This is a genomic window from Phenylobacterium sp. (assembly GCF_030651185.1).
Lineage (GTDB): Bacteria > Pseudomonadota > Alphaproteobacteria > Caulobacterales > Caulobacteraceae > Phenylobacterium.
This window is the reverse complement of record NZ_JAUSCJ010000039.1, coordinates 105,954-129,946: the sequence shown is the minus strand read 5'-3', so window position 1 is coordinate 129,946 and position 23,993 is coordinate 105,954. Positions and strand designations below refer to the sequence as shown.

25 protein-coding genes, 1 tRNA gene and 1 pseudogene are annotated in these 23,993 nt (G+C 65.7%); 7 read left to right on the top strand and 20 right to left on the bottom strand.

Features of this window, described 5'->3' with window-relative positions:
• Positions 1-30: 30 nt before the first annotated feature.
• The 4 genes from fdxA (at position 31) to Q7J39_RS18795 (ending at position 2,881) form a co-directional block, all read left to right on the top strand.
• On the top strand, positions 31-372 hold the full coding sequence (gene fdxA / locus Q7J39_RS18810; protein ID WP_304776309.1) for a ferredoxin FdxA: 342 nt from the start codon (positions 31-33) through the stop codon (positions 370-372).
• Between the two features lie 278 nt (positions 373-650).
• A complete protein-coding gene (locus Q7J39_RS18805) occupies positions 651-1,160 on the top strand; it encodes a CarD family transcriptional regulator (protein ID WP_293497177.1) in 510 nt (169 codons plus the stop codon).
• Positions 1,161-1,326: 166 nt separating this feature from the next.
• Positions 1,327-2,196 carry an alpha/beta hydrolase gene (locus Q7J39_RS18800; protein WP_304828959.1) on the top strand — a complete coding sequence of 290 codons (870 nt, stop codon included), beginning with the start codon at positions 1,327-1,329 and terminating at the stop codon, positions 2,194-2,196.
• Between the two features lie 70 nt (positions 2,197-2,266).
• Positions 2,267-2,881, top strand: coding sequence for a glutathione S-transferase family protein (locus Q7J39_RS18795; RefSeq protein ID WP_304828956.1), 615 nt, complete (start codon positions 2,267-2,269; stop codon positions 2,879-2,881).
• Here the strand turns inward: Q7J39_RS18795 and Q7J39_RS18790 are convergent.
• Complete coding sequence (locus Q7J39_RS18790) at positions 2,878-4,380, bottom strand: PAS domain-containing methyl-accepting chemotaxis protein (protein WP_304828951.1); 1,503 nt, start codon at positions 4,378-4,380, stop codon at positions 2,878-2,880. The two genes, Q7J39_RS18795 and Q7J39_RS18790, sit on opposite strands and share 4 nt — an antisense overlap.
• Positions 4,381-4,628: 248 nt before the next feature.
• Between Q7J39_RS18790 and Q7J39_RS18785 the strand changes: the two genes are divergently transcribed.
• Positions 4,629-5,024, top strand: a complete 396-nt coding sequence (locus tag Q7J39_RS18785; protein ID WP_304828948.1) for a PAS domain-containing protein — start codon at positions 4,629-4,631, stop codon at positions 5,022-5,024.
• Positions 5,025-5,036: 12 nt separating this feature from the next.
• Here Q7J39_RS18785 and Q7J39_RS18780 read toward each other — a convergent pair whose 3' ends face one another.
• Complete coding sequence (locus Q7J39_RS18780) at positions 5,037-6,338, bottom strand: dicarboxylate/amino acid:cation symporter (protein ID WP_304828945.1); 1,302 nt, start codon at positions 6,336-6,338, stop codon at positions 5,037-5,039.
• Positions 6,339-6,391: 53 nt separating this feature from the next.
• On the opposite strand from Q7J39_RS18780, the gene Q7J39_RS18775 reads away from it, so the two are divergent.
• Positions 6,392-6,468: transfer RNA gene (locus tag Q7J39_RS18775), tRNA-Arg, on the top strand.
• A 73-nt stretch (positions 6,469-6,541) separates the two neighbouring features.
• On the opposite strand, the gene Q7J39_RS20925 is transcribed toward Q7J39_RS18775, so the two are convergent.
• The 5 genes from Q7J39_RS20925 to Q7J39_RS18755 all read right to left on the bottom strand — a co-directional run bounded on the left by Q7J39_RS20925 (position 6,542) and on the right by Q7J39_RS18755 (position 10,029).
• Entirely contained in the window at positions 6,542-6,988 is a 447-nt protein-coding gene (locus Q7J39_RS20925; RefSeq protein ID WP_370690109.1) for a tyrosine-type recombinase/integrase, read from the bottom strand.
• Between the two features lie 52 nt (positions 6,989-7,040).
• A complete protein-coding gene (locus Q7J39_RS18770) occupies positions 7,041-8,024 on the bottom strand; it encodes an aldo/keto reductase (protein ID WP_304828942.1) in 984 nt (327 codons plus the stop codon).
• A 245-nt stretch (positions 8,025-8,269) separates the two neighbouring features.
• Positions 8,270-8,968 carry an IS6 family transposase gene (locus tag Q7J39_RS18765; RefSeq protein ID WP_304828940.1) on the bottom strand — a complete coding sequence of 233 codons (699 nt, stop codon included), beginning with the start codon at positions 8,966-8,968 and terminating at the stop codon, positions 8,270-8,272.
• A 95-nt stretch (positions 8,969-9,063) separates the two neighbouring features.
• Positions 9,064-9,762: an IS6 family transposase gene (locus Q7J39_RS18760; RefSeq protein ID WP_304828937.1), complete on the bottom strand. Its 699-nt coding sequence runs from the start codon at positions 9,760-9,762 to the stop codon at positions 9,064-9,066.
• A 30-nt stretch (positions 9,763-9,792) separates the two neighbouring features.
• Positions 9,793-10,029: a MucR family transcriptional regulator gene (locus Q7J39_RS18755; RefSeq protein WP_304828934.1), complete on the bottom strand. Its 237-nt coding sequence runs from the start codon at positions 10,027-10,029 to the stop codon at positions 9,793-9,795.
• Positions 10,030-10,303: 274 nt separating this feature from the next.
• On the opposite strand from Q7J39_RS18755, the gene Q7J39_RS18750 reads away from it, so the two are divergent.
• Positions 10,304-10,921, top strand: a complete 618-nt coding sequence (locus Q7J39_RS18750) for a response regulator transcription factor (RefSeq protein ID WP_304828931.1) — start codon at positions 10,304-10,306, stop codon at positions 10,919-10,921.
• Between the two features lie 132 nt (positions 10,922-11,053).
• On the opposite strand, the pseudogene Q7J39_RS18745 reads toward Q7J39_RS18750, so the two are convergent.
• The 13 genes and pseudogenes from Q7J39_RS18745 to Q7J39_RS18685 all read right to left on the bottom strand — a co-directional run.
• Positions 11,054-11,194 (bottom strand): annotated as a pseudogene (locus tag Q7J39_RS18745) (IS6 family transposase); the annotation flags it as partial.
• 81 nt (positions 11,195-11,275) lie between these two features.
• Positions 11,276-11,734 carry a hypothetical protein gene (locus tag Q7J39_RS18740; protein ID WP_304828930.1) on the bottom strand — a complete coding sequence of 153 codons (459 nt, stop codon included), beginning with the start codon at positions 11,732-11,734 and terminating at the stop codon, positions 11,276-11,278.
• A gap of 7 nt (positions 11,735-11,741) precedes the next feature.
• The gene (locus tag Q7J39_RS18735; protein WP_304828927.1) at positions 11,742-12,602 is read right to left on the bottom strand and encodes a hypothetical protein; all 861 of its coding nucleotides are present in this window, start codon (positions 12,600-12,602) and stop codon (positions 11,742-11,744) included.
• A 71-nt stretch (positions 12,603-12,673) separates the two neighbouring features.
• Complete coding sequence (locus tag Q7J39_RS18730; RefSeq protein WP_304828924.1) at positions 12,674-13,642, bottom strand: hypothetical protein; 969 nt, start codon at positions 13,640-13,642, stop codon at positions 12,674-12,676.
• Positions 13,643-13,708: 66 nt separating this feature from the next.
• Complete coding sequence (locus Q7J39_RS18725) at positions 13,709-14,674, bottom strand: hypothetical protein (protein WP_304828922.1); 966 nt, start codon at positions 14,672-14,674, stop codon at positions 13,709-13,711.
• Positions 14,675-14,712: 38 nt separating this feature from the next.
• Entirely contained in the window at positions 14,713-16,155 is a 1,443-nt protein-coding gene (locus Q7J39_RS18720; protein ID WP_304828919.1) for a CsgG/HfaB family protein, read from the bottom strand.
• Positions 16,156-16,167: 12 nt separating this feature from the next.
• Positions 16,168-16,608: a curli assembly protein CsgF gene (locus Q7J39_RS18715; protein ID WP_304828916.1), complete on the bottom strand. Its 441-nt coding sequence runs from the start codon at positions 16,606-16,608 to the stop codon at positions 16,168-16,170.
• A gap of 522 nt (positions 16,609-17,130) precedes the next feature.
• Positions 17,131-18,072 carry a winged helix-turn-helix transcriptional regulator gene (locus tag Q7J39_RS18710; RefSeq protein WP_304828913.1) on the bottom strand — a complete coding sequence of 314 codons (942 nt, stop codon included), beginning with the start codon at positions 18,070-18,072 and terminating at the stop codon, positions 17,131-17,133.
• A gap of 189 nt (positions 18,073-18,261) precedes the next feature.
• Positions 18,262-19,230: a hypothetical protein gene (locus Q7J39_RS18705; protein ID WP_304828910.1), complete on the bottom strand. Its 969-nt coding sequence runs from the start codon at positions 19,228-19,230 to the stop codon at positions 18,262-18,264.
• A 61-nt stretch (positions 19,231-19,291) separates the two neighbouring features.
• On the bottom strand, positions 19,292-19,702 hold the full coding sequence (locus Q7J39_RS18700) for a hypothetical protein (protein WP_304828908.1): 411 nt from the start codon (positions 19,700-19,702) through the stop codon (positions 19,292-19,294).
• 958 nt (positions 19,703-20,660) lie between these two features.
• A complete protein-coding gene (locus Q7J39_RS18695; protein WP_304829015.1) occupies positions 20,661-21,359 on the bottom strand; it encodes an IS6 family transposase in 699 nt (232 codons plus the stop codon).
• 105 nt (positions 21,360-21,464) lie between these two features.
• Positions 21,465-22,436, bottom strand: a complete 972-nt coding sequence (locus Q7J39_RS18690; protein ID WP_304828905.1) for a glycosyltransferase family 8 protein — start codon at positions 22,434-22,436, stop codon at positions 21,465-21,467.
• A gap of 300 nt (positions 22,437-22,736) precedes the next feature.
• Positions 22,737-23,825 carry a hypothetical protein gene (locus Q7J39_RS18685; RefSeq protein ID WP_304828902.1) on the bottom strand — a complete coding sequence of 363 codons (1,089 nt, stop codon included), beginning with the start codon at positions 23,823-23,825 and terminating at the stop codon, positions 22,737-22,739.
• Positions 23,826-23,993: the final 168 nt, after the last annotated feature.

The window sequence follows — 23,993 nt, the reverse complement described above, 5'->3', positions numbered from 1 at the left end:
ACCCGCGCTCTAGATCCGCCGGAGTTCCCAGTGACCTACATCGTCACCGACGCCTGTATCAAATGTAAGTTCATGGACTGCGTGGAGGTGTGTCCGGTGGACTGCTTCTACGAGGGCGAGAACTTCCTGGCGATCAATCCGGACGAGTGCATCGACTGTGGCGTCTGCGAACCTGAGTGCCCGGTGGACGCCATCAAGCCGGACACCGAGGACACGCCGGACTCCAAGTGGCTGAAGATCAACACCGACTACGCCAAGATCTGGCCCAATATCACGGTGAAGGGCGAGCCGCCGGCTGACGCCGAGGCCTTCGAGCGCGAGACCGGTAAGTTCGAAAAGTATTTCAGCGAAAAGCCCGGCCGCGGCTCCTGAGCCCCCTCGCGCCAGGGGCGCAAGCCTTTCTTTCGGCTGATTTTTATGCTAGGGTGACAATGACGTGGCGAGAAGCGTTTCGCGCCTGCCATGTCGTTTTTGCAGAAGAGCCGTCCCGGCGCATACGCCTTGAACAGGCGAAGGGTGTCCTAGAGGTCTATTCCGTTCTCAAGAATGTTGTCAGCCGCGCATTTCGCGGAGGGACATCTTTCGCCTTGGGCTCTTGGAAAAACCTGGATGCGTCGATGGGATTGGACGAGGTCGAAAGGACTTAGCTGATGAGCAAGACTGGTCTGGATTTCTCGGTTGGCGATCACGTCGTCTATCCGGCCCACGGGGTCGGTCAGGTACAGGGGATCGAAACTCAGGAAGTGGCCGGCTACTCGCTCGAAGTCTATGTGATCACCTTCGACCACGAGAAGATGACCCTGCGCGTTCCGACCGCCAAGGCCCGCACCGCCGGCCTGCGTTCGCTGGCCGAGGGCAATGTCGTCAGCCAGGCGCTCACCACCCTGAAGGGCCGTGCGCGGGTGAAGCGCACCATGTGGTCGCGTCGCGCCCAGGAATACGAAGCCAAGATCAATTCCGGCGACCTGATCTCCATCGCCGAGGTGGTCCGCGACCTGCACCGCGCCGAGAACCAGCCCGAACAGTCCTATTCCGAACGCCAGCTCTATGAGTCGGCCCTGGACCGCATGGCCCGCGAAGTCGCCGCCATCGAGCAGATCGACCGTGACGCCGCCATCGGCATCCTCAACAAGAACCTGATCAAGGCCGTCGCCGCCTAACGGCTCCGATCACCTGCGATCTTCGAGACGCCCGGCCCGCAACGGCCGGGCGTTTTCGTTTGGGCTACTCGCCCCTCCCTCCAGCCGGTCGTCGCCCAAGGTCTTGCGCCACGCGGCGTAATCGGGAAGATCCCCCCGTGACGCCGCGGCGGGGCAGGAGTGCGCGATGAAACCTGTTCTGGGCCTGGCCGTAGCCGCCACCCTCGCCGGATGCGCTCACGCCGACCCCATCAGCTACCGTGACCTGCTGGCCCGCGAGCGCCCCCATGCCGACGCCAGGATCGCCTATGGCGCCCTGCCCCTACAGTTCGGGGAGCTGTGGCTGCCCAAGGGCAAAGGCCCCTACCCCCTGGTGGTGATGATCCACGGCGGCTGCTGGCTGGCCGACCTGCCAGGGACCGAGCTGATGGACTATGTGTCAGGTGACCTGCGCGCCGACGGGATCGCGGTCTGGAACCTGGAATACCGCCGCATCGGCCACGAGGGCGGCGGCTATCCCGGCACCTTCCAGGACGTGGCGGCCGGCGCCGACCATGTTCGCGAGTTGGCCAAGACCTATCCGCTGGATCTCAAGCACGTGGTCTTCGCCGGCCACTCGGCGGGCGGCCATCTGGCGCTGTGGGCCAGCAAGGCCAGCCCTCTACGCGGGGAAGGCCCCTTCCTGCCGCGCGGCGCGGTCAGCCTGGCCGGGATCATCGACCTGGCCGCCTATCGCGAGACCGGCCCCGACGCCTGCGGCGGCCCCGGCACGATCGACGCCCTGACCGGAGCGCTGTTCCGAAGGACCCAGGATCTTTATGGCGGGCTTTCGCCGGCCGCCATGCTGCCGCTCGGCGTGCCGCAGGCGGTGATCTCCGGGGATCTCGACCCCATCGTCCCGTCCCGCTTCGGCGCGGCCTATGCGGCGTCGGCCAAGGCCGCGGGCGACCCGGTGACCGAGCTGAACCTGAAGGGCGCCGGCCACTTCGAGCTGATCGACCCGGCCGCGCCCGCCTGGACGCTCATCAAGGGCGAGATCAAATCCCTGCTGGATTGACGTTGGGTCCCGCTTGACGCGCCGGCCTCTCGCCGAAATGGTCGCGCCAACGACTTAAGGGAGATGCGCCATGAAACTCTACGACTCGATCGGCCCCAATCCGCACGTGGTGCGCATGTTCATCGCCGAGAAGGGCATGACCATCCCGACCCAGAAGGTCGACCTGATGGCCGGCGAAAACCGCAAGCCGCCCTATAATGAAGCCGTCAACACCGCCGGCCAGATCCCGGCCCTGGAGTTGGATAACGGCCACAAGGTCTGCGAAATCCTGCCGATCTGCGAGTACCTGGAAGAGGTTCAGCCCTCCCCGCCGCTGATCGGCGCCAATGCCGAGGAGCGGGCCGAGACCCGCATGTGGACCCGCCGTATCGACCTCAACATCTGCGAGCCCATGGCCAACGGCTTCCGCGCCGCCGAGGGCCGCCCGCTGTTCGAGAGCCGCATGAAGCTGGTGGGCGCCGAGGGCGCCGCCGACCTGAAGGCCATCGCCAAGGACCGCCTGCTCTGGCTCGATGGCCAGATGAGCGGCGACTATGTGTGCGGCGGCCGCTTCACCCTGGCCGATATCCTGCTCTACGGCTTCCTGACCTTCGGGGCGACCGTGGGCCAGCCGGTCCCCGACGAGGCCAAGTGGGTCAAGGGCTGGATGGAGCGGGTCAAGGCCCGTCCCAGCAGCGCGGCCTAGAACTCTTCCCAACTTGAACCGGCGGCCGCGGCGCGGCCGCCGCCGAAGGCCTTGGCCAGCCGGGCCTGCCCCTGGGCGACCGGGTTGCGGGCCGGGGTGTGACGATCAGCGCGGGCCAGTTCCGGCCGCGCGGCCGCCCCACCGACCTGGAAGCCACCCACCAGTCGCGCCAGTTCGACGGCCTCGCTGCGCAGGTTCGACGCCGCAGCGGTGGCTTCCTCGACCATGGCGGCGTTCTGTTGGGTCACCTGGTCCATCTGGTTGACGGCGGTGTTGACCTGGGCGAGGCCGGTGGCCTGCTCCTGCGACGACAGGGCGATCTCGGCGATCAGGCCGTCGATCTCGGTGACCCGCTCGACGATCCCCACCAGGGCCTGACCGGTTTCACCCACCAGACGCACCCCCGCCCCCACCTGGGCCGATGAGGCGCTGATCAGGGCCTTGATCTCCTTGGCCGCGTCGGCCGAGCGCTGGGCCAAGGCCCGCACTTCAGACGCCACAACCGCAAAGCCGCGACCGGCCTCCCCGGCCCGCGCCGCCTCGACGCCGGCGTTGAGCGCCAGCAGATTGGTCTGGAAGGCGATCTCGTCGATCACCCCGATGATCTGGCTGATCTTGCCCGAGCTCTGCTCGATCTCGCCCATGGCGGCGACGGCCTCGCGGACCACTTCCCCCGAGCGCTCGGCGTCGGCCTTGGCGGTGGTGGCGGCGCTGAAGGCCTGCTTGGCCCCCTCGGCGCTGCGCTTCACCGTGGCGGTGATCTCGTCGAGGGCGGCGGCGGTCTCCTCCAGGCTGGCGGCCTGCTGCTCGGTGCGCCGCGACAGGTCGTCGGAGGCGCTGGCGATCTCGTCGGCCCCGCCGCGGATGCCGCCGGTGGAGGTGGCGATGGAGGCCATGGCCTCGCGCAGGCTCTCGATGGCCTGGTTGAAGTCGTCCTTGATCTGCTGGTAGCGGCCCTCGAACCGGGCGTCGATGTGGGCGGTCAGGTCGCCCGCGGCGACGCGCTTCAGGCTATCGGCAAGCGCGGTGACGACGGTGTTCTGCTCAACCTCGTTTTGGGCGCGCTCGGCCTCGTTGCGGGACCGCTCCAGCTCGACCTCGGTGACGTCCGTGGCGAACTTGATGACCTTGTAGGGACGTCCGGTCTCGTCCAGCACCGGATTGTAGGACGCCTGGATCCAGCACACCTTGCCGCCCTTGCCGACCCGCTGGAACTTGGCGGCGATGAATTCGCCCTTGTTCAGATCGCGCCAGAAGTCGCGATAGGCCGCGCCGTCCCGCTGGTCGGCAGGCACGAACATGCTGTGGTGGCGCCCCTCGATCTCGGCCGCCGTATAGCCCAGGGCGTTGAGGAAATTGGGATTGGCCCGGAGGATCGTGCCATCGAGCTTGAACTCGATCACCGCCTGCGAGCGTTCCATCGCGTTGATCTGGGCCTCGAGCTCCCGGACACGCTGCGCGTCAAGCGCCTTGGCTTGAGCACGACCACTAAACAGCATCCGTCTCCACTCCGCTTTACCATTCAAACCAAGTGCGACATCCCATCGCACTCAAGTCTCTAACACATTCCTAATTGACCCTTCCCGCCGCGCGGCGGCGGCGGCGAGGACCGCCTCCAGCCCGTCGCGCCTGGCCCCTGCGCACTTTGACGCGGCTAACCAAAGCCTAATTGCGTCCTGCGAGAAGCCCACTTAGACGAGCACTGCGCGACCGACTTGCAAGCCCCGCCCTCTGGACTGCCAACCCTATGTCCCTGATACCACTGATTTCCGCCCTGATCGGCGACGCCGAACTTGCGGTTGTGGTGACGGATGGTGAGCTGACGGCGCCAGGCCCGCGCATCCTCTATGTGAACGCGGCCTTCGAACGCATGACCGGCTACGCCGCCCATGAAGTCATCGGCGAGAACCCACGAATGCTCCAGGGCCCTGCCACCAGCCTGGCGGCGAGGAAGCGGTTGGCCCGGGCGCTGCGCGCCGGGCAACCGCAGCGAATGACGGTGGTAAACTACCGCAAGTCAGGCGAGGCCTATCGGTGCGAGATCGAGGTCTTTCCGTTGCTGACCCCCGCCGGCGAGCCCTTTGCCGCCGTCGCCCTGGAGCGCGAGGTCCCTCGCCGCCCTGGACGGCGATCGGCCGGATAGGCCGGCCCGCGCCTAGTCGGCCGGCGCGGCGACGGGCTCGGTGGTCACTGAACGCGGACCACGCGCCAGCTCCGCCGCCAGCACCTCTCGGTCGAGGTCCCCGTCCCATCGCGCCACCACAAGCGTCGCGACGCCGTTGCCCACCAGGTTGGTCAGCGCCCGGCACTCGCTCATGAACCGGTCGACCCCCACCAGCAGGGCCAGGGCGGCGATGGGAATATCCGGGATCACCGCCAGGGTGGCCGCCAGGGTGATAAAGCCCGCACCGGTGACGCCGCTGGCGCCCTTCGAGGTCAGCATCGCCACCCCCAGCAGGGTCAGTTCCTGGGTGAGCGTGATGTGGGTGTTGGTGGCCTGGGCCAGGAACAGGGTGGCCAGCGTCATGTAGATGTTGGTGCCGTCGAGATTGAAGCTGTAGCCCGCCGGGATCACCAGGCCCGCCGTGGTCTTGCCGGCGCCCAGCCGCTGCATCTTGTCGATCATCTGCGGCAGCACCGATTCCGAGGACGAGGTCCCCAGCACGATCAGCAGTTCCTCGCGGATATAGGCCAGGAACTTCAGGATCGAGAACCCGGACATCCAGGCGATCAGGCCCAGCACCACAAGCACGAACAGCAGGCTGGTGAGGTAGAAGGTCCCCACCAGGGCGGCCAGTTTCACGAGCGCGGCGATCCCGTACTTGCCGATCGTGAAGCCCATGGCCCCGAAGGCGCCGATCGGCGCCAGCTTCACCACGATCTGAATGATGGAGAAGAAGACCTTGGAAATGTCCTCCAGGGCGCCGGCCACCTTGTCGCCGAACTCGCCCAGCCGGGTGCAGGCCAGGCCGGTGATCACCGCGATCACCAGCACCTGCAGCAACTGCCCGTCGGCGAAGGCCCCGAAGAAGGTGTCCGGGATCAGGTTCAGCAGGTAGGTGACCATGTCGGGGCTGTGGTGGGCCTTTTCGACATAGTCGGCGGCGATCTTCGGATCGAGGCTGGCCGGATCGACATTGAAGCCGACGCCGGGCTGAACCAGCTTGCCCACCACCAGCCCGATGACCAGGGCGATGGTGGAGACCACTTCGAAGTAGATCAGCGTCTTGGCGCCCAGCCGGCCAAAGGCCTTGATGTCGCTCATCCGCGCCATCCCGGCGGCGATGGTGCAGAAGATCACCGGGGCGATGGCCATCTTGATCAGCTTGATGAAGGCGTCGCCCAGGGGCTTGAGTTGCACGCCGATCTCGGGCCACAGCCAGCCCACCAGCACGCCAAGCGCGATGCCGATGAGCACCTGGACATAGAGCAGCCGGAAATGGCGCAGAGCCCCCATTCGCATCTTCCCTTTCGCCGCCATGCGCGGTTGCGCTATCACCCCACCGGTCTGGCCCGGTAGCTCAGCAGGATAGAGCAGCGCTTTCCTAAAGCGAAGGTCGGGGGTTCGAGTCCCTCCCGGGCCGCCATGACACTGTGCAAACCCTTGCTGGACAACGTTTTCCGCAAGGTTTGACAGCCCGGTTTGACACTTTTTGTTCTCTATCCGTGCCCAAGCGCCGACATCGCGGAACGAGCGAGAAGTTTTTGCTGGGCGCTCTTCGTGTACCGTTCCACTTCTTTCAGGCTAGCGTGACCTGTGATGGATGCGATCTCGAAGACACTGCAGCCAGCTTCTGCCAGTCGCCGCGCCGCAGCCTTCCGAAGGCCATGAGGACTAGAATTCGAGGGAAGCCCCGCCTTTCGAGCACAGTCAGAGAACCAGTTCGAAAAACCTACAGGGCTGAAGGGTTTTCCCTGAGCGGTCATTAGGAAGGTAAGGCTAGCCGACGGAAGATGATCTAACTCGGCCCGCAATTTGGGGTGAATTGGGATGGCGAGCTGCGCGCCCGTCTTTTGCTGCCGCACATTCAAGGCTCGGTCTTCCAAGTGCTGACGACCCATTCGGACAATGTCCGAGCGGCGCTGACCCGAATAAACTGACAGCACCGCTCAAACACAGCTACGCCGGCTACGCGGATACGGCAGAGGCTGCCCCCGGCTAGGTGGGGGCGGGCTGACGCAGACCCAGGGCGTCGATCCGATCCCGCAGGTCGGTCGGCAGTGGCCCCTGGGCCTCGGCCTCCAGGCACTGCTCGAGTTCAGCCCGGTTCTTCACGCCCAGCACCACCGTCGCCACGCCGTCCATGTCGAGGGCATAGCGATGGGCGACCATGGCGGCGTCCAGCCCCTCCGCCGCGCACAGGGCGCGATAGGAGGCTGCCCGGTGATAGTCGGCCATCTCCGGGTGGCTATCCTTCAAAGATCGATCAATGGCGCTGGTCAGGGCCCCGGCCTGGACGGCGCGGATGCCCATGACCGCGACATCCCGGGCGACGGCTTCAGCGAGAATGTCACGAGGACGGGCAGGCTCGGCGAACCTGCGGATGGCACCGGCGGAATCCATCAGGTTGGTGATCACCTGGACCAGGTCCGGCCTTTGCTCATGCGACAGGGCCCTGATGATCGTCTCGGGAATACCCACTCCGGTGATCCCCCAGGCCCCAATCCGGCCGCGCCGCTTCAGGTCCTCAAAGGCCGGGATCACCTCTTCGACGTAGAGTGACCAGGGCGTGGCGAACCGGCCGCGGAACTCATTGCCGAAGGCATAGACCGCGTCGTCCTCGCAGATATTGCTGTGCAGGAAGAGGACATCGACCCGCTCCAGCCCCATGCCCGCCAGGCTGGCGTCCAGCGATGCCTCAAGAATGGCGGCGGCGGTTCCCCTGTCCGGTTCGCCCAACTGGCATTTGGTGGTGATACGAACCCCGGCCGGCAATATCCCGCCAAACGCCGAAGCGATCACCGCTTCGCAATTGCCGTAACTCGGGGCGGTGTCGATCAGGTCGATGCCGGCGTCGATGGCCGCGTGCAGGGTTTTCACCGCCTCATCGGCACTGGTCTCACCCCAGATCGCCCCAAGGCCACCCCCGCCCAGCGTCAGCCGGCTGACGGGCCCCAAAAGACCAAGATCCGCTTTGCGCATGACGCCTTCTCTCCAAAGTCCTGGTCACCGAGCCCGCCCCGGGTTGGGGCCGGTCTCGTTCAACCGCCCGCAGTAAATTGCGACCTGTTCCTGCCGACCGCACCCGCATAGAAGGCCCGGATACGCGGGATATCGGCATCGATGTCGCCCGTCGGGTGGAAGACCGCAGGCACACTTATGGTCCTGGTGCGGGTTTGTCAGGTTAAGTCGGCCGAACTCCAAAGGCCCCCTCCCCGGCGCGGAGATCACGCAGCGGCGGTTGCCGCCGCCCACGTCCGATGCGCCTCGGCCCGGAACCGGCGGAGGGTCGGTCGGCGGATCAGGTGAGGCTGGAGATTGAAGACGTTGTAGACAGCGGCGTGAGTGGCGAGGAATCTCTGGGCTGAGGCCTTGGATTTGAATTTCTGCTGCTTTCGCTCCCGTCGCCGGATCGGCAGATGCGAGTTCTCAGCGCGATTATTCTCCCGCATCCCGCCAGGTCGGTGACGACCCGCCAGGCCCAGATCCCGGGCCGCGGCACGGTAGGACGCCAGCTTGTCCGTGACGATCGCCTCGGGGTGGACACAGTAGTTCTTGAGCAATTTCCTCAGCAGCTTCCACGCCGCCGCCTTGTTGCGGCGCTCCTGGACCAGCATGTCCAGCACCTCTCCCTCATCATCGACGGCCCGCCACAGGAACATTCGCCGTCCGCCGATCTTCACGACCATCTCGTCCAGATGCCATCGACCTGTCGGCCTGGGTCGGGAGCGCCGCAGATTATGCGCGAACTGGCGGCCGAACTTCAGCGTCCAGCACCGGATCGTCTCGTAACTGACCTCGATCCCCCGTTGGGCGAGGAGTTCCTCGACGTCCCGAAAGCTCAGGGTGAACCTGAAATACAACCACACTGCATGGCGGATGACATCAGCCGGGAACCGGTGGCGCTTGTAGGATATCGGCTTCAAGTGCGTCCCCTCGCTACGGCTGTGGCGCCGCTAGCGGAGAGGCACTGTCAGGTTAAGTCCACCGCGCCGCAGAAGCCTCTTCCCCCGCTTGGATGTCACAATGCGGCGGTCGCAGCCGCCCACGTCCGATGGGCCTCGGCCCGGAAGAGGCGGAGGGTCGGTCGGCGGATCAGGTGGGGCTGGAGGTTGAAGACGTTATAGACGGCGGCGTGGGTGGCGAGAAACTTCTGAGCCGACGCCCTGGACTTGAACTTCTGCTGCTTTCGCTCCCGCCGGCGGATCGGCAGATGGGAGTTTTCGGCCCGATTGTTCTCGCGCATTCCTCCCGGTCTATGTCGCGCCGTTAGGCCCAGATCTCGGGCCGCAGCGCGATACGAAGCCAGCCTGTCGGTCACGATCGCCTCGGGTCGGACACCCTGGTTTTTCAGCAGTTTCCGTAGCAGCTTAAGGGCTGCGCCCTTGTTTCGTCGCTCCTGGACCAGCATGTCGAGGACCTCGCCTTCATCGTCCACGGCCCGCCAGAGGAACATCCTCTTGCCGCCAATCTTCACGACCATTTCGTCGAGATGCCAGCGCGCGGTCGGCTTGGATCTTGTCCGTCTGAGATTGTGGGCGAACTGCCGGCCGAACTTCAGGGTCCAACACCTGATCGTCTCGTAGCTGACCTCCACACCCCGCTGGGCCATCAACTCTTCGACGTCCCGCAGGCTGAGCGTGAACCGGAAATACAGCCACACCGCATGCCGGATGACCTCCGGCGGGTACCGGTGGCGTTTGTAAGAAATCAGCTTCACGAGGTGCATCCTCCGACTGGCGTCACGCCACTACCGGAGACAAGTTGACCTTAAACTGACAGCACCTCCGGCGGCGCCCCATCGTCCGAGCCCCATGGACTTGGCGACCGCCGTTCGTATGGCGCTTAGGCCTGGAGCCGTCATCGGATAGTCGAACGGCAACCCCCATTTCGCACGATAGGCCGCAGGTATCAGGCTCGGGCACGCGAGATGGCGCGTGAACATCTTGTAGGGCTCGGCATCCAATCGCCACAAGGGCAAGATCATTTGCCTTAGAAACTGGCCAATTGGACTATATCCCCGGATACAGACTCACGCGATATGCTCAGCGTCTATTGGGGCCTTATTATCCGAACCGGATTCTCCCTATAGGAGTATTTAGATTTTCGGAAAACTCTCGGTTGCTCAGCTGATAATAGTCAATCGGTTGCAAGGCGACCTCCGCTATGGGTGCGGCATCCGAGCGCCTGGCAGAACAGCCCGAGGTAGCGATCTCCGCGCCCAGGCGCGGAGGCGGTGTAGAAGCGGGGGTTCAAATCCGATGTCATTGGTCGTGGAGGAAAAGCCCATATGCCGATCGGCCCTGGGCCAGATTCTCCTCGATTGTCGTGGCCAGGGGCAACCACGCTTCGCCTCGACGATGGAAGAGGCCATCGATGAGATCTCGGTCGCCAGACCGAGCGTCACTCTGGTCGACCTGTTCACCGCGAACTATGATTTTCAGAAGCTGAAGCAACTCGTCGCTCACGCCAAACCGGGCATGGTGATCGTCGTTGATGACCGCGTGACTCCAGCCTTTGCCAGTCTTGCGAAGTGGGCGGGCGCGGCGGGCTATCTGACCAAGGACCTCGACGTGGAGGGGTTCAAGCACGCAATCACCACCGTGATCGATGGCGGCGTCAATTTCCCCGCCGAACCCTCGAAGTCTTCAAACGGCCAAACCCAACCTGCGACCCGAGGGCTGTCGGCGCGTCAGCTTGAAGTCCTTGGGCAACTGGCTCTGGGGAAATCGAACCAGGAGATCGCTGAGGCTCTAGAAATCTCCACCGGGACGGTTAAGACCCATGTCCACACCGTCCTGACGCTGATCGGCGCGCGAAATCGGACCCATGCGGCATTGATCGCCGGAAGATCCCACGGCCCCTCCATCGTGCGATAGCGGACCTCGCCAACGTCTGAGCCCACCGCCGATTGCGGACCTTCTGGTACCCGCGCACGCTGGCGTGGGCCCCCGCTGGCTCTATCAGGGTAACGACCGCCGGCCGAAGAGGCCCCTCCCTCACGCTTCCGATCAAACAGCGAAGGTCGCAGCCACCCTCGTCTGACGGGCGACGGCCCGGAGGTGGCATAGGGTCTGTCGGCGGATGAGGAGCGGGAGGTTGAACACATTGTAGACGGCGGCATGGGTGGCCAGGAACTTCTGGGTCGAACCTCTTGCGCACATGGGACTGGCGCGGCTCGGGCATGACCCTGATCAGATTGGCGATGGTGCGGGCCTCGGCGGCCGCCTGCGCTAGCCGGGCGCGCGCAGGATAGCGATGGCTGGCGCGCCGGTGGCCGGGTCCGTCAATTGCGGAGTGCTGGTGATCGACTCCAGGTCCTTGGATAGTCGGTCCAGGTCCGTGCCGAGCGACGAAGGCGGCTCGGCCTCGACCTCCCGACGCAGCGCCTCAAGCTGGCCGACCCCGCAGTCGAGGCCTTTCACGGCTTGCGCCTCGCCGCGCAGGATGGCCTCGCAGCGGTCCAGTGCGTTCCTGGGCTGGGCTATGGCGGTGCGGGCCCCGGCGCTGGACGGCACGTTCGCCACCGCCAGGGTCCCGCGCTGAGGCGTGAGGCTCTCCACCCGCACCGAGGCGCGCGTCACCGCCCCGGCGACCTGGTCGACCAGGATGTCAGGGTTCGGCGGCCCGGCGCGTGTTGGGCCGGCCGCCAGGATGAGGGTCGCGGCGGCGATGAGGATCGTGGCGCGCATCCTATCCTCAGCGCGCCGTTACGATGGTCTGCACGTTCGCCTGCATCACCGAGACGTTGGTCACCCCGGTCAGGGTGATCCCGCCCGCCACGGTGGAGGTCCCGTCCTGAACGATGGCGTAGGCGAGCCCGGAGCCGGTCTGGGTCAGCGAGGCGGTGTTGGTGTTCCCTGTCTGGGCGATGGAGCCGATCAGGTTCGAGCCGGTCTGGGTGAGGTCGGCGGAGTTGGCCTCGCCGGTCTGTTCAAGCTGGCCGAGGTTGCCCGAGCCGTTCTGGTAGAGGCTGGCGAAGTTACCGGTGAGGCCCGACGATAGGCCGTCCTGGAGGATCGCGGCGGTGTTGGCGTTGCCGTCCTGGCCGACCTCGGCATAGGCGCCGTCTGAGCCCTGCTGGATCGACGCGTTGTTAAGCGAGCCGTCCTGGGCGATGACCGCGCCGTAGCCGCTGGCGGGGCCGGCGCCGGTCAGCCGCGCCAGGAACCCGGCGGGCAGCAGCGATCCGGAGCCCAGCGTGGTAGCGCCGTTCGCCTGGGACTGGCCGATGGAGGCCTGGTTGCGGTCGCCGTCCTGGCCGATGTAGGCGACCTGGTCCGCGCCGCCCGTCTGGACGATGCTCGCGACATTGGGCTCGGCCGAGCCGATCTGCAGGATGCTGGCGGTGGCGTCGTCGCCGCCCTGGTCGACACAGGCCGCGCCGTTCGCCTGGCTGGTCTGATCGACCGTAGCCTGGGCGTTGCCGCCTTCCTGGGCGATGGCGGCGAGGTTGCCGGCCCCGGTCAGGCAGGCCGCCGCGGCCGGTGTTGTGCAGGCCAGTACGATCGCGGCGCCGGGGGCGACGACGAAGCGTCTGATGACGTCGATGCCGATCATCTTGTGCGTCTACCTTTCCTGAACCCTGCCGGGGCGGCCCCCCCCGCACCGCCCCGGCCCCGCGGGCCGTCCTACTGCCTGACGGTCGCGGTGTTGTTGTCGCCGGCCTGGGTGATCGTGCTGGTTCCGCCCACCGTGCTCTGGATCAGGGTTGCGACATTGACGCGCCCCGACTGGCTGATGGTGCTGGTGCTGGCGTTGGTTCCGCCCTGAGTCACGGCAATGGTGTTGAAGTCGCCGTCCTGGTCGATATCGCTGGCGTTGCCGTCGACGTTTTCCTGCAGGACGGTGACCGACCCGAAGGCGCCCGTGCCGGTGATGCTGCTGGTGTTCCCGTCGCTCGACTGGGTGACGTCGGTGGCGACCGAATTCCCAGTCCGGTCGTAGGTGGAGATGTTGTCGGTCCCGGACTGGATCATGGTCGTACTCGAGGAGTTGCCGGTCTGGCTGATGCTTGCCAGTGAGCGGGACCCCGATTGCTCGATGGTGACAGTGTTGTTGTTCCCCGTCTGGGTGACCGTGGCGTCCGCGCCGGTGAGCGACACCGCCTGGCTCTGGGATACGGTCGCGCCGTTTCCGGCGCCGGTCTGGGTGACCGCCGCGTTCTGGGCCTCGGCGCCGCCGTTGCCGCTCTGGTCGACCGTGACCGTGTTGGCGCCGACTCCCGTGGAGACCTGGGTGATGCTGGAGATAGCCAGGACCCCGGCCTGGGTGACGTTGGTCACGTTGTTGCCGGTGTCGCCGCCCGACTGGCTTACCGTCGCCGAGGCGCGGGTCGAGCCGGAGAGCTGGTCGATGGTCGAGTGGTTGGTCAGGCCGCCGGCCTGGGTGACGCTGGCCACGCCGTGGGTCGCCGAGAGGTTCGTCCCCGACTGGGTGATGGACGACGTGCCCCGCGTGCCGGCCGTCTGGTTGACGGTGGCGTCGTTGTAGTCGCCCGGCTGGGTCACGGTAGAGGTATTGGCCGCCAGCGCCGCGGAGGCCCCGAAGCCGAGCGCCAGGGCCGAGACGGCGCCGAGCGCGATGTTTCTGATGGTCATGGTCCGAACTCCTTCGGGGTGGTCTGGTGGACGGGACAGCCGCGAAGCCGCCCGTCCGCCACGCGGCTATTGCCGCACTGTCGCGGTGTTGTGATCACCCGCCTGGGTGATCGTGCTGGTTCCGCCGACCACGCTCTGGGTGACGGTCGCCAGGTTATAGTTGCCGGCCTGAGCGATGACGCTCGTGCTGGCGGCCAGCAGCGCGTTCTGGGTCAGGAAGATGGTGTTGTCGTTGCCATCCTGATCGATGTCGCTCGAGTTGCCGTTGCTGGTCTCCTGCAGCAGGGAGATGGTGTTGGTGCTGCCGGAACCGGTGATGGTGCTGATGTTGCCGTCGCTCGCCTGGATCACCGAGATCAGGTCGCCGTTGCCGACCCGAACGGAGGTGGCGATGTTGTTGGCGCCGGTCTGGATGACCGTCTCGCTTGCATTGTCGCCCGTCCGGCTGATGGTCGCCAGGTTCTCCTCGCCGCCCTGGAGGACGAGGGCGCTGTTGGCGTCGCCGACCTGGGTGACGGACGTATCCGCCCCGTCCAGCGACAGGGTCTGGGTCTGGGCTATCGTGACCCCGTTGCCCGCCCCGGTCTGTGACACGAGCGCGTTCTGGTCTTCGACGCCGTCGTTGTTGCTCTGGTTGACGGAGACATGGTTCTGGCCCGCGCCCGTCGAAACCTGCGTCACACTGGCGACGGCGTCGGCGTCGTCCTGGGTGATTTCGGACAGGTTGTTGCCGGATCCCGACTGGTCGACGGTCGCCGAGGCGCGCAGGGAGCCCGCGAGCTGGTTGATCGACGCGCCGTTGGTGGCCCCGCCGGCCTGGGTCACGCTCGCCACGCCGTGAGCGGCCGAAGTGTTGACCCCCGACTGGGTGATGATCGAGGTGCCCTGGGCGCCGCCGGTCTGGGTGACGGTGGCGTCGTTGTAGTCGCCGGGCTGGGTGACAGTCGAGGTGTTGGCCGCCAGCGCCGCCGAGGCGCCAAAGCCGAGCGCCAGGGCCGAGGCGGCCCCGAGCGCGAGATGCTTGAAGTTCATGGTCGTGACTCTCCTTCAGAGGTGGTGCTGGCCGGGTGTCAGTCGCCCGGCCGTTGGATGGATCCCGCCGCCATACGGACGCCGGCGTCGGCACGGAGTTTGACGAGACAGTCGCGGCCCCGGGTTTTCAGGGCGTCGCAGAACGCCTGGGCGGCGGGCTTGTCGGAGAAGCCCTCGACCGACGCACGATAGAAGGTCTGGCCGTCCCGCTCGACGCGCTCGACCCGCCGGGCCTTTCCGGCCACGAATTCCGGGAACCTGGCGGCGGTGTTGGTCCAGCCTGAGTCAGCCAGGGCGGCCGAGGAATAGGCGCCGATCTGCACCGCCGCGCGGCCTGGCTCCTGCGCCTTGACGGGCTTGGGTAGGGCCGGCGCGGGCATGACCGCAACGACGATGGGTTCGGGGGCCGGGGCCACCGGAGCCCTCGCGGTAGCCAACGGGGCCATCACCGGAGCGGGCCTGACGAAGGTGGCCGGAGTCAGCTCGGCTGTCTGCATCTTCGGCGACGGCGCGGAGCGCGGCGCTTCCGGGGCCTGGGGCGGCGCAGCCGGCGCGACGGCGGGGAGAGGGCGGCTCACCGGGATCGGCTTGACCGTGGCCCTGGCCTGGGCGCGGGGAACCTCCGAGCTGGCCAGGTGCTTGTCGAGCATGGCGGCCCCGGCGAGCTTGTCGCCGAACGACCAGACGTTCAGCCGGACGCCTTCGAGCACCAGGTCGTAGGACGCCTTCTGGACGGCCTGCTCCAGCGCGATGGTGCGCGGCTCGTTGACCGTGACGCCGGTCTCGGCCTCCAGGAGGTTCTTGTAGCTGACATAGCGGAACGCGCCGCCCGACAGCCCCGCGGAAACCACGGTCTTGCGGACCACCACCGAGGCCAGCACTTCGCCGGTCTTGGTGGCGACGGCGCGCAGATAGACGGTTATCGTGTCCTGCCGGTAGTCGGCCTGGGCCCCGACACCGAGCAAGCGCGCGCCGGCGCCGCCGGTCAGGGTGTTGGTGTCGTAGCCGATCACGCCGCCTTCCAGCAGCACGCCGGCGAACAGCAGCGAGGGCAGGGCGTCGGGATTGACCGCCCGCTCGCCGAGATAGCGCTGGCGCATCTCGGTGATCACCTGGCGCTCCTTCAGGAGGTTATCGAGGTGCTCGCGCTCCAGCACGGTGAACCACTTGCCGCCGCCGGCCTCGCGCAGGGACTGAATCAGCACCGAGGTCGCGCCCTGGGACAAGGCCCGCGACAGGGTCTGGATATTGTCGGTCGGGTCGAACTTGCCGGTCTGGTCGGCGAAGCCGTAGACCGCCACCGCCACCGGCGCGCCGGGCTGCGGCAGGTCGATCAGGTCCTGGCTGGACGAGGTGACCTTGGCCGCCTGCGGCTGGGTGTAGAGCCGGGGGCCAGCGAAGGTGCCTGGGCCGGAGGCGCAGCCGGCGAGCGCCAGGGCGGCGCACGACGTGGCGAGGATGTGCTTGATGCGGAGGGACACGTGCAAAAGCCCCTAGCGGCCGGTCAGGAGGACGGGGACCGAGATGGTCGTGGTCTGGCCCGTGGTCGCGTCGAAGATGTCGATGGCGACGGCGTCAAGGCCGCGGTCGAACCGGATGGTCTGGCTGCCGAAGACGATCTCGCCGCTGCTCTGCGGGTTGTCGCCGAAGATCGCCTCGGTGACGTTGGAGGCCAGCGCCGAGAGGAACCGGCTCTGCAATTGTTGCAGGAACTGGGTCGCCTGGGTCTGGCTGGCGCTGGCGGGCGTGGCGGCCGGCGGAGCGTAGTTGTTCTGCCCGTTGGCGACGCTCAGGAGGTGCGCCGAGTTGCCGGGATTACCGCCGAACGACGGATTGACCGGCGTGTAGGTCAGTTGCGCGGCCTCCACCGCCAGGGGCGAGCAGAAGTAGGCGAGCGTCGTCAGGGCGCACGCGCCCACTTTCGAGAAAGACATTCGTCTCTCCAAGTCTTCCAGGGTTGTGGTCAGGTATAACTTCGCGGACTTCGCGAACGCCGAAGGGCTATTGTTCCCTACGGTTGGACGCGGAGCGCGAAGAGCCTCTTCGCCAATGCTTCACAGTCTTAACTTCTCCACCGGCTATGCTTGTGGACATTTCGCCGTGCCCCCAGAAAGTCCCAGAACGTTGGCCTTGGGAAGCGCAAGCGCCCCATTTTGAGGCGAGCACCGATTCAGTCCGCCTCAAAACGGGGCGCCGCACGACGGTTCGTAAACGATTGGGCGGGAGGAAAGTCAGAGCCACGCCGTTGATCTCGCTGGTTTCCTTCTCTCCTTGCGGGAGAAGGTGGCAGCGAAGCTGACGGATGAGGGGCCCGCGTGGGCTCTCAGCCTAGACAGCATCCGGTCGATCAGCTGGCGATGCGGAGTGGCCGGCGCAGAGTCCTCATCCGAACCCTTCGGGGCCAAGGGGAGAAGGGAACAAAGGGATCGGCGCCTCGGCCATAATGGAGCGGGCGCCTAGCTCGCCGCCGCCCCGGACGGCTCGCTGGCGATGCGCTGGATCCGCCGAGTCATCATGATCAGCGACGAATTGAGGTTGCCGATGACCTTGACGAAATCCGGCCGGACCGTGACCGCGGTCGGGATGACCAGGCCCTCGCCTTGCCGCTCAACGAAGCCCATTTCGACCAGGCGGTTGACGTGCCGCCGGGTGGTTTCGGCGGGATAGCCGGTGCGGCGGGCGATGCCGCGAATACTGGCCGGGCGCCGCAACTCAGGGGGAGGCGGCGATTCCAACAGCGAATATTTCATCGCCAGTTCGTCGTCCTCGACGAAGGGCCGGTTATTTTCGATGAAGATGCAGAGGAACGCGTCGGCCGCGACCAGATTGTGTTCGAATACATCCAGATTTTCAATCGTATAGCGGAATATGAACTCGAGCAGAAGCAGCACAGACAAGCGCCGTTTAACCTGGGCGTTGTGCAGGGCCTGGTCCCAGGGACAGCCGCTAAGCACCAGGGGGCGGATGGCCGGGAAGGTGATGCTCCAGCGCTCGAACTCACCGAACATCGCGGTCAGCAGGTCCAGGGTCTGTTGCGAGGCGGTCTCGATGTAATCCACGTCGTAGGACGTCGACTTGACGATCATGCCGGCGGCCAGGTGCTCGCACAGTCCGCGCTCGACCAGGCGCTTGGTGGACCGGCGCACCGTCTCGACGTCATGGCCCATGCTGGCGCCGATCGCCCGCACGGAGATCGGCCGGCGCAGTGTGTCCGGGAACTTCCCATCCAGGAACAGCTGAAACAGCCCGTCATGGGAGAAGATGTACTCGGTGTTGGCCAGGTCGATGGAAGGCCACACCATGGCGCTCAGGTAGTCCCCTCCAAACGCTCGTCGCCAGACCATCGAGGTCTGGAAGGCGCAGGCGAGGACGATGCGGGTCAGCAGCCTGACCGGCACGGCGTCACTCCCGGCCTGCTGGTGAAGCCAATGGGCCGTCATCGGATGCGGTTGGGTGCTGCGGCCGGGTTTGCCATGTCGGTGCCTAGTCTCCTGCCCGAAACAAGTCCCAGAACTCAGGACTTGGAAAGGCGGATTGGCCCATTTTGAGGGGCCCGCCCGCTTCGCGCGCCTCAAAATGGGGCGGCGTCAGCCCACCGCGAGTGCGGCCGCGACGCGGTCCATGCGGCGCAGCATGATCGCCAACGAGGCGCTGATATCGGCCGCGCTCTTGACGATCTCGGGTCGCGCCAGGGCCGCGTCAGACATGATGAAACCGTCCCCTCGCAGTTCGAGGAGGTTCGCTTCAACGAGCCGGTGGACGTGGCGGCGCGTGGTTTCTACCGCATAGTCCAGCCGTTTGGCGATGGCGCGGATGCTTATCGGCTCGCGCAGCTCGGCCGGCACCGGGGTGTCGAAGGTGGCGTAGCGCCGGTTCAGGTCGTCGGCGTCGTCGTCGTCGAAGAACCGCCGGTGGTTGGCGCTGAACACACAGAAGAAGACGCTGGAGCTCATGATGTTGCGCTCGAACATTCCCTGGCTCTCGATGCCGAACCGCAGGATGAACTGGAGGAACGTCAGCACGAACAATCGGCGCACCAAGGTCGGGTTGGCATGCGCCGCGTCCCACGGGCGGGCTCCGATGGGCATGGATATTTGGGGCAAGGTGACGCCCCAGCGGTTGAGGTCCGCGAGCAGCGCGCCCAACGCCTCGAGCGTTTGGCGTGAAGCGAGCTCGATGGCCTCGCGCTCATAGGCGGCGGAGGGAACTATCAGCCCCTCCGGCCGCCGTTCACAGAACCCGGCGTCGACCAAGCGCTTCGCCCAGCGGCGGATGGTCTCTGAGTCAAGGCTTAGGCTCGCGCCCAGGGCGCGGACCGCGATCGGACGACGGACCTCGTCGTCGATCCGGCCCAGGCGTAAAAGGCCTGCGAGCTCCGGGGGCCCGAACAGGTGATCGGTGTTGGCCAACTCGACCGACAGCCACATCAGTAGGCTCAGGCTATGGGCGTCGAAGGCGCGCCGCCAAGCGAGCTGGACCGGGAAGGCATGATGCATTACGGCCCGCGACACCAGCCGGACCGGCGGCGATGCGAACCCTTGCTGCGGTCCGCTCATCCCTGCTCCCATGATCTGCCCCCGATTGGCAGGGGAGCGTAGCCCAGCTTGGGGGCGCGCACTATTGCCGGACAAAGGCTGTGTTACCGCTCCCGGACTGGACGATGGTCGAGACGCTGCCGGCGCCCACCGTCTGGTAGACGAAGGCCTGGTTCATCGAGCCCGACTGCACGATCAGGCTCCTGGCGCCTGTCGCGGTCTGGAGCACCTGCGCATAGAGGCCGCCAGCGTCGAGCCCCCTTTCCCGGATGATCACGCTCTGCTGGTCGAGCCCGCTTTGCTTCCCCAGCGCCTGCGAGGCGCTCAGATCGGCCTGCACGAGTACGCTGACACTGCCCACGTCGGCGACGTCGAGCAGGTCCTCGCGCGGGACGGTGGTGACCTGGTCGATCGACACGATCGCGGCGGACGCTTGGTGACCAGCCGCCAACAGGACAGCCGTCAATGCGCCCGTGATCTCTAAACGCCTCATCATCCCACCCCCTCTTTTTTTGGTGTCGAGGCCGCCGACCGTGGCTGGTCAGGCCTCGCGCCCATGAGTGGCTCCATGATGCGGCGGAGAGGTTTAGGTCCGGTGTATGGATGGCCGCCGGCAAACCCCATAGTTATTGCGCGACGGCTCTGAAACCGGGTCCAAAGGTAGTCGACCCTCGTCGAGCTGCTGATGGTGGCGGCGTCACAACGCCAAGGAAGCCTGCCAAACCCCATCCTCGCCAGTGCGCTCAGCAGAATATGAATAACTCCCGGACATGCAGCAGGGAACCTGGTGACGCCTGGAAGTCGGTCTGCCTCCAGAGCGCATCTGAGAGGGAAGCCCATGGCATTGCTATTGATGGCGAGGTCGGATGGCCGCCTCTCCAGACCTACGACAGACGGTAACAGATGAAGGAAATCGCGGCGGTTGAACTGGATCTGTCCTACAGCGCCGCGAAGGTGAGCATCCGGGTGTTGGCGCCCGAATGGGACGAGTACGAGGGTCTATGGTGCAGGTTTGAGATCGGCGAACGTATAAATGTGGAGCGCGGGGTCAGTGGTGTCTCGAGCCTGCAGGCTCTTGCCCTTGGGCTGAAAACGCCTTCCGCATATCTCTATGGGTCGGACCTCTACAAGAATGGCGCTTGGAAGTGTATGGCAGTTCGGCGCCAGCCTTGCCATCCCGGCTCCCCAGGCAAGGCTCGACAGAGCTCCGTTTCCCTTCTGATCGTCGATAGCCCTTCGTTTTGGAGACCAGTCGACCGCGGCCTGCGCCCACCGCCACGCACTTCGGCTACAGGGCTCTGAAGAGGGTGTCCTGGCCGAAGGTCCCGGAATTCCCGGACAATTCCCCCCGCAAACCGTCAACGCACTTCGCGATTCTCGGCTCAACCGGCCGAAGAGGAACTGACAGGTTACCTTCGGTGGACCGCGGAAGCCCCTCCCCGCCTCCGAAATCACGCAGCAGCAGTCGCAGCGTCCCACGTCCGATGAGCCTCGGCCCGGAACTGGCGAAGGGTCGGTCGGCGGATCAGGTGGGGATCGAGATTGAAGGTGTTGTAGATCGGACCGTGGGTGGCGAGGAACCTCTGGGCTGAGCCTTGGGACTTGAATTTTTGCTGCTTCCGCTCCCGTCGTCGGATCGCCAGGTGCGAGTTCTCCACCCGATTGTTTTCGCGCATTCCGCCTGGCCGATGAACAGCTTTCAGACCGAGGTCGCGGACGGCCGCACCGTAAGACGGCAACTTGTCAGTCGTGATGGTCTCAGGATGAATCCCCTGGTTCTTGAGCAACTTCCTCAGGAGTTTCAGCGCGGCATGTTTGTTGCGCCGTTTCTGGACCAGGACATCCAGGACTTCGCCCTCGTCGTCCACGGCGCGCCAGAGCCACATCTTTTGCCCACCGATCCGGACATACATTTCGTCCAGGCGCCAACGGCCGGTTGGCGAACACCGGCGCCGACGAAGGTTCGCCGCGATCTGTGGCCCGAACTTCAACGTCCAGCACCGGACCGTCTCATAGCTGACTTCGATGCCTCGTTGCGCCAGCAACTCCTCTACGTCTCGGAAGCTCAGCGTGAAGCGGTAGTAGAGCCAGACGGCATGGCGAATGACGTCAGCGGGGAACCGGTGGCGTTTGAATGAGATCGGCTTCACCGGCGGCTCCATCTTGGCCACATGGCGATATCTGGAGACATCTTGCCGTTGGACTGACAGCACCTCCTGAGGAAACCGCCGCCGTGTCCTGGGTCGGCGCGTCGCCTACTTACCGGACGCCGCGGCGGCATCCTGCGCGGCTCTTCGCGCCGACTTTTCCAGGAGATAGGTCACCACGATCTCATAGAACTCGCAGGCTTCCGCGTGGCGATTTAGGCCGGCCAGCTTCCGCGCCAGACTGTGATGGTTGGCCACCGAGACCGGAGGATCGGGGATCGCGCCCGACCAGGGCGAGGCCTCGAGATTTTCCCAGTAGTGCTTGCCGAGGGGATGATCGAACCAGTTCTGCCAGGGCTTGTCGGCGCCGACATAGTGCAGGATCCGGACGCCCGGGGCCGGCGCCTTCTCCGGCTGTTCCCGGGTCGCGACCCGAAGGAACCCATTCCATTTTGGGTCCAGGAAGGCGACATCGCCGTCCAGGACCGCATTGATGCAGCACTGGTCGGCATAGAGAACCCGCTCGGGATTTTGCTGGGCGTGGGCGATGCACCGACGCCCAATGTCATCGCGGCGCCACGCCTTGAGGTTCATGATCAACACCCCAGTGTTGATGTAGCCGCCGTAACCGAAGGCGTCCATAAACGCGCTCTCCAGCAGATCCCGGACCCCCGCGACCGCGGCGGCGCCGATATCGGCTTCCAACAGCTCCGAGATGTCGGAAAGCACGATGGTGTCGGAGTCCAGATAGAGGACCCGCTCGACCTGCGCCGGAAGGATGTCTGGCAGGAGCAGCCGGAAATAGGCGGACTGCGACAGGTGCCGGACGTAGCTGCTGTTGGCCTGCAGCCCACCTATGGAGTCAAGCAGATCCGGGCGGACTTCATGCACCTCGATGGAGGCATCGAACCTGGCCCGGATGGCGTCGATGCGGGCGACAAAGCCTTCATCGGCCACGTCGGTGACGACGTGAACGCACAGATCGCGGCCCAAGCCCCTGGAATTGCTCAACAGGGAGGTGATCGCGGCGCCGAAGTGCTGTCGGTATCGCTCGTCGAAACAATAGGCCACGTGGACCATGGATTAGACGCCCCATCTCGACCGGGTTCCGCGGTCGCTCGCCTAGATTGTGTACGGCGCCGCCAACGGGTTCGCCAAGCCCCCCTGGGCGCCGCCGCGGCCATCACGTGGCGCTCAAATCACGGTGACAGCGCACTTAAATCACCTTCGGCTTGCGCCCACGCTTGCCGGGCGCAAGCGACCGGCCTGACCGCGCTTCGAGCGCCTCCAGGAACGACAGCCGGGGCACGGTAAAGGCTTGGTGAGGATGGGGAGCGTGGACTCTCAACGAGAGTCCACGCCCTTCATTTCCTGACCGGTCTATCGGTCGCGGCGCTCGGACTTGACCCGTACGCTCAGACGATCGAAGCGGCGGTCGAGATCGGCGCGTTCGGTCATCGTCAAACCGCCTCGACGGTATTTGGTCTCAAGCCGGGCAAGGGTCCTCAAGTCTCTACGAAGGGCGGCCGCCTCGCTCGCGGTCAACGAACGATCACGGAGTCCCGCCTCGATGCGGGCCTCGAGGTTGGCTTGACGCTGGTTGATGTTGGTCCAGCCGGTCTCGTCGTCCTGGCGGCTGGCCTGAACCCGGGCGCTGAGCATGTCGAAGCGACGATCGAGATCGGCGCGCTCCGAGTTGGTCAGACCGCCGCGGCGATAGCTCGCCTCAAGCTGCATCAGTCCCTGGAAATCGCTCCTAAGACGCGCTGCCTCGTTCGTGGTCAGCGAACGATCAAGGAGTCCCGCGTCGATGCGGGCATCGAGGTTGGCCTGGCGCCGGTTGATGTCGGTCCAGCCAGTGTCGCCATCCTGACGGTTGGACTGAATGCGGCTGCTGAGGAGGTCGAATCGGCGATCGAGATCGGCGCGCTCGGCATTCGTCAGGCCACCCCGGCGATAGTCGGCTTCCATCCGGACCAGGCCCTGGAATTCGCTGCGAAGCTGGTCGGCTTCGCGTGCGGTCAGCGACCGGTCGCGGACGCCGGCGTCGATGCGGGCATCGAGGTTGGCCTGACGCTGATCGATGTTAGACCAACTGCTCTGGTCGTCGTCATTGCCATTGATCAGCGCATTGGCGATAGCGCCGATGATCGCCGCGACAGGCGCGGCGCCGGCGCTGCGCGGCTGGGCGTATCCGCCGGCGGTCGCCTCGGCGCCGACGCAGCTCATCACGCCGTCGCGGTTGGCGACGTCACTGCGGCAGTAGGGATAGTAGATCGAACTCCAGCGATAGCGGCCCTGGTTATCGCGGCATTCGGCGGTCACGTAGCCGCTGTTGAGCGTCTGGACGTCCTGGCAGGAGCCGGACAGCGACTGCTGGGGCGAGGCCCTGTACTGGGCTTGAGCCGGAAGACCGGCGAACACAAAAGCGCTCGCGGCGGCGGCTGCCAGAAGGTGGGATGTGGACATGGATGGCCTCCTACAGGGCGCCGCATATTGGTCGCCCCGCCGCACGCGGGGCGTGGCGGCGCCTTTAACGGCGTGAATCAGGATCGGGCCTGGCTTGGAAACGGTCGAAAGCTGGATCGGTTGCCGGAACCCCGTTCGTCGACCCCCGGGGCGGAATATCAGTGCCCC

Coding starts and splice junctions, on each gene's coding strand:
- Q7J39_RS18805 (WP_293497177.1), top strand. CDS start 651: ATGAGCAAGACTGGTCTGGATTTCTCGGTTGGCGATCACGTCGTCTAT.
- Q7J39_RS18800 (WP_304828959.1), top strand. CDS start 1,327: ATGAAACCTGTTCTGGGCCTGGCCGTAGCCGCCACCCTCGCCGGATGC.
- Q7J39_RS18795 (WP_304828956.1), top strand. CDS start 2,267: ATGAAACTCTACGACTCGATCGGCCCCAATCCGCACGTGGTGCGCATG.
- Q7J39_RS18790 (WP_304828951.1), bottom strand. CDS start 4,380: ATGCTGTTTAGTGGTCGTGCTCAAGCCAAGGCGCTTGACGCGCAGCGT.
- Q7J39_RS18785 (WP_304828948.1), top strand. CDS start 4,629: ATGTCCCTGATACCACTGATTTCCGCCCTGATCGGCGACGCCGAACTT.
- Q7J39_RS18780 (WP_304828945.1), bottom strand. CDS start 6,338: ATGGGGGCTCTGCGCCATTTCCGGCTGCTCTATGTCCAGGTGCTCATC.
- Q7J39_RS18770 (WP_304828942.1), bottom strand. CDS start 8,024: ATGCGCAAAGCGGATCTTGGTCTTTTGGGGCCCGTCAGCCGGCTGACG.
- Q7J39_RS18755 (WP_304828934.1), bottom strand. CDS start 10,029: ATGATCTTGCCCTTGTGGCGATTGGATGCCGAGCCCTACAAGATGTTC.
- Q7J39_RS18750 (WP_304828931.1), top strand. CDS start 10,304: ATGTCATTGGTCGTGGAGGAAAAGCCCATATGCCGATCGGCCCTGGGC.
- Q7J39_RS18740 (WP_304828930.1), bottom strand. CDS start 11,734: ATGCGCGCCACGATCCTCATCGCCGCCGCGACCCTCATCCTGGCGGCC.
- Q7J39_RS18735 (WP_304828927.1), bottom strand. CDS start 12,602: ATGATCGGCATCGACGTCATCAGACGCTTCGTCGTCGCCCCCGGCGCC.
- Q7J39_RS18730 (WP_304828924.1), bottom strand. CDS start 13,642: ATGACCATCAGAAACATCGCGCTCGGCGCCGTCTCGGCCCTGGCGCTC.
- Q7J39_RS18725 (WP_304828922.1), bottom strand. CDS start 14,674: ATGAACTTCAAGCATCTCGCGCTCGGGGCCGCCTCGGCCCTGGCGCTC.
- Q7J39_RS18715 (WP_304828916.1), bottom strand. CDS start 16,608: ATGTCTTTCTCGAAAGTGGGCGCGTGCGCCCTGACGACGCTCGCCTAC.
- Q7J39_RS18705 (WP_304828910.1), bottom strand. CDS start 19,230: ATGAGCGGACCGCAGCAAGGGTTCGCATCGCCGCCGGTCCGGCTGGTG.
- Q7J39_RS18700 (WP_304828908.1), bottom strand. CDS start 19,702: ATGAGGCGTTTAGAGATCACGGGCGCATTGACGGCTGTCCTGTTGGCG.
- Q7J39_RS18690 (WP_304828905.1), bottom strand. CDS start 22,436: ATGGTCCACGTGGCCTATTGTTTCGACGAGCGATACCGACAGCACTTC.
- Q7J39_RS18685 (WP_304828902.1), bottom strand. CDS start 23,825: ATGTCCACATCCCACCTTCTGGCAGCCGCCGCCGCGAGCGCTTTTGTG.